This is a genomic window from Butyricicoccus sp. (assembly GCF_050872565.1).
Lineage (GTDB): Bacteria > Bacillota > Clostridia > Oscillospirales > Butyricicoccaceae > Butyricicoccus_A.
In genome coordinates, this window is the sequence record NZ_JBNMHC010000221.1 from 1 (window position 1) to 3713 (window position 3713).

At 46.1% G+C, this 3713-nt stretch carries 4 protein-coding genes; all 4 read left to right on the forward strand.

The features are described 5' to 3' along the window. On the forward strand, positions 1-982 hold a 982-nt coding region (locus tag ACR0P9_RS08975), incomplete at its 5' end, for an S-layer homology domain-containing protein (RefSeq protein ID WP_432619353.1). Between the two features lie 82 nt (positions 983-1064). After that, positions 1065-1634, forward strand: coding sequence for a hypothetical protein (locus tag ACR0P9_RS08980; protein ID WP_432619355.1), 570 nt, complete (start codon positions 1065-1067; stop codon positions 1632-1634). A 12-nt stretch (positions 1635-1646) separates the two neighbouring features. After that, positions 1647-2762, forward strand: a complete 1116-nt coding sequence (locus tag ACR0P9_RS08985) for a hypothetical protein (RefSeq protein WP_432619357.1) — start codon at positions 1647-1649, stop codon at positions 2760-2762. A gap of 132 nt (positions 2763-2894) precedes the next feature. Continuing rightward, on the forward strand, positions 2895-3698 hold the full coding sequence (gene rlmB, locus ACR0P9_RS08990) for a 23S rRNA (guanosine(2251)-2'-O)-methyltransferase RlmB (protein WP_432619359.1): 804 nt from the start codon (positions 2895-2897) through the stop codon (positions 3696-3698). The last annotated feature ends 15 nt before the right edge of the window (positions 3699-3713 follow it).

Genomic DNA, 3713 nt, shown 5'->3' on the forward strand with positions numbered 1-3713 from the left:
TGCTGATCTGATGGTCAGCTTACATATCAATTCCGCAGACAGCAGCAGTGCGCGCGGCGAGCTGGTCATCGTGCCGAACGGCAATTATCGTCCGGCATTGCTCACAGAGTCCAAAAAGACAGCGAGCCGTATCCTCAGCAACTTGGAGAGCTTGGGGCTGAATAACCGCGGCTATTTGCAGAGAAACAGCACGGAAAACAAATATCCGGACGGCTCTAAGGCGGATTATTACAGCATTATCCGAAATTCTACGATGGTGAATATTCCGAGCATGATTGTAGAACACGCCTTTATCTCCAACAGTGCGGATTACAGCACCTATCTGTCTTCGGATGCCAAGCTCAAGCAGCTGGGACAGGCGGATGCCAAGGCAATCGCTGCGGCCTATAACTTGAAGCTCAAGTCGAGCAATTCCGCTGCCGCAAAGGGCGATGCACCGTTTGAGGATGTGTATACGACGGAGTGGTATTATGCGCCGGTTGTCTTTGTCTATCAGCATGGATGGATGAAGGGCACGTCTGCCAATACATTTTCTCCGGATGACACCTTGACCCGTGCGATGGCGGTACAGACGCTGTACAATTTATCCGGCACGCCGCAGACACAAAATGACAATCCGTTTGCAGACGTTCAGCCGGGCGATTGGTATTATCAAGCGGTGACTTGGGCGGCAGAAAACGGCATCACAGCAGGTACAACGGAGACAACATTCTCTCCGGATGATCCGATTACACGAGAACAGTTTGCAATGATGCTCTATCATTTCAAGAATGGACAGCCGACAGAGAACAGCTTGGATGCCTTTGCGGATGCCGCAGATGTATCAGACTGGGCAATAGATGCCGTGACTTGGGCTGTGCACAACGGCGTTATCTCTGGCTCTAAAATGGAAGATGACACGCTGATGCTGCTTCCGACATCCGGCGCGACCCGCGCACAGACCGCGGTCATGTTGGAGAATATGATGGAAAATATCAAGTAAAGATTGCTGCACAGAGCAGGCTTTTTCCTTGGGAGAAGGCCTGCTTTTGTGTTATACTGGAAACAACACGGGAGGGAGAGAGATGAATACACCGGTTACGAAGAAGACGATAGTAAAGCGGCAGAGTACGTTTGTGATATGGTTTATCGGCATTCTACTTATAGTACTTGCTGTTTTGATAACAACTGACACCGTAGACTTTCATCATATTACGCGAGATGATGTCATTGGTGCGAGTATCATGGACATTTTTCTTTTGTTGTGCATAATAGGACTGAAATATGGATTTGAAAGAGAAAATCAGAAAGTGATAAAACGGATTGAACGGCAAGAAAAATATTTGCATACTGACTTTGACCAAGATATGCAAGGCATCCTTATGGATGGAATTCTCAGCAACGGGGTAGAGATTGTTGCATATGGAGATTGGTTCGTTGCATTGTCTGTTGGCGGCGTATTTGCTGTAAATAAGAAATATATTACGGGAATAAGAGAGGTATATCGTGAAGAACACTCGGGAAGATACACGACGAATACATTTGTAGTTATAGAATTACTGACAGTAGAGCAGACCGTTATGACTTGCAAGACAGGAAATGTGTATCAAGTAGCGGTAGATTTGAGTGAATGGCTGGGGTATCCGATACCATGAGGAGGAAAATATATGTCATGGGCAAATCCAGAATGGACATTGAGTGAATTTGTGTTCAGTATTTTGTTTTGGCTTGGTGGAATGGGAATTACATGGCTTACCATGAATTCTATTTTAAAACGGGAAGTTGGCATTGAGAAAGCAGATGAGATTAAAAAGAGTAAATCTTTTGTGAAACGATTGTTGCATTTAGGATACTCGCAATATATTCAAGAAAAACAAATTGCATTTTTTATTTTGCAATGGCAGTTTTATATTGCTATATTTTTCTTGCTTATATTTCCGATGGAGTGCACGAGATATTATGAGCCGATAAATATCATCTATCTACTTGGATCAATGGGCATGGTAGGCGTTGCTGGAATGACGAATTGGACATGGCTGGATGAAGAAGAAATAGATAAATCAGGAGAACCAGATGAAATTGTTTCTGCGAAAGTTGAATGGAAGAATGCTTGGACAGTACTTCAACAGACGAAACGACAATGGAAAGAAGAAAGCAGCCAGTTAGATAGAAAACAAAAGCTAAAATTGTTAGATCAATTGGAAACAAATGCATCGGATGCAGAGGAAGCGTTGAGAGAGTATTATGCATATTATGCAGTTCGTACTCCAGAGAATATAGAAAAAAGAGAGCTGCAATTGCAGACGATATACGATACATTTTGTATGATTGACTGTGTACGGAAAGAATTGGGAGCAAAAGCAGATACTTGTTTCTATCTAAACAGTAAGTTGTTTCCCTGCGATGAACCATATCATACAGATTATGAAAAAGCGAAGCAAAAATTGGAACAGGCAGAACAAGACAAAAAACAAAAGTGTTTATCGAATATGTTATATGAAGTGGATTACTTTTTGAATTCGATTGAAGAGCGATGGGAAATCAATAAGGGCTTAGATCGAGAAATAGGAGAAGGATTGCAAGCGAATCGAGATATGGCATTGTCCATGCTGGATGAAATTGAAGCACTGCAAAAGCAGATACAAGCGCCGGAATTAGATGAAGAATTAAAAGAAACCTATCATATCATGTACGTCAACGGTGTTCTTCCGCCGGAGCGTGAGGGACATTTCTCTGATGCGGTTCGTCCGGGAGAGATTCACCGATTTTACGATTACGACTGATTCCCCGGCGGGAGCGGCAAACAGCTTGTGAAAAATCCGTGAACGGGACATAAAGTTTGCGGTTTTGCTGTCAGGTATCAAAGTTTTGTGTTATACTGAACGTACCGAGTATGGATAAATGGAGTTATAACTATGAGTCAGAAAACAAAAAAGACATTTCATAAACGCCCGCAGCGCGAGGAAGAAACCGAAACCACGCTGTATGAAGGCAGAAACGAGGTTCTGGAACTGCTTCGCGCAGGCAGAACCGTGGATAAATTGTTTGTTGCACCGGATCAGAACGGCCGCATGGCGGATATTGTCGCTATGGCAAAAGCAGCGGGTGCGGTTGTGACACAGGTAGACCGCCGCAAGCTGGATGCCATGAGTGAGACCGGTGTGCATCAGGGCGTCATTGCGCAGGCAGCAGCGCATGAATATGTTTCGCTGGAGGATATTTTGCAGACTGCCGCAGACCGCGGAGAGCAACCGCTCATCATGATTTGCGACGGCTTGACCGATCCGCACAATCTGGGTGCTGTCATTCGTTCGGCGGAGACTGCCGGTGCGCACGGTGTCATTATTCCGAAGCGTCGTTCGGTTGGTCTCACGGCGACCGCGGCAAAGGCATCTGCCGGTGCCATTGAGCACATCGGCGTGGCACGTGTCACCAATCTGGCAGCTGCCATTGATACGCTGAAGGAAAAAGGCGTCTGGGTATTTGGCGCAGATGCCGGCGGAGATACCAGCCTGTATCAGACCAATTTTGTTGGCGCGACAGCCATTGTTATCGGCTCGGAGGGCAGCGGCCTCAGCCGCCTTGTCCGCGAAAAGTGCGATGGCATTGTCAGCATTCCGATGAAGGGAAAGGTCAATTCGCTCAATGCGTCCGCAGCGGCAGCCGTTCTGTTGTATGAGGCCGTGCGGCAGAGAATCGGGGAGGAACAGCATGGATGATCTGGATCTCGAAAA

Bases quoted from the DNA above. Each gene is read 5' to 3' on its own strand.
- ACR0P9_RS08980 (WP_432619355.1), top strand. From the start codon at position 1,065: ATGAATACACCGGTTACGAAGAAGACGATAGTAAAGCGGCAGAGTACG.
- rlmB (WP_432619359.1), top strand. From the start codon at position 2,895: ATGAGTCAGAAAACAAAAAAGACATTTCATAAACGCCCGCAGCGCGAG.
- ACR0P9_RS08985 (WP_432619357.1), top strand. From the start codon at position 1,647: ATGTCATGGGCAAATCCAGAATGGACATTGAGTGAATTTGTGTTCAGT.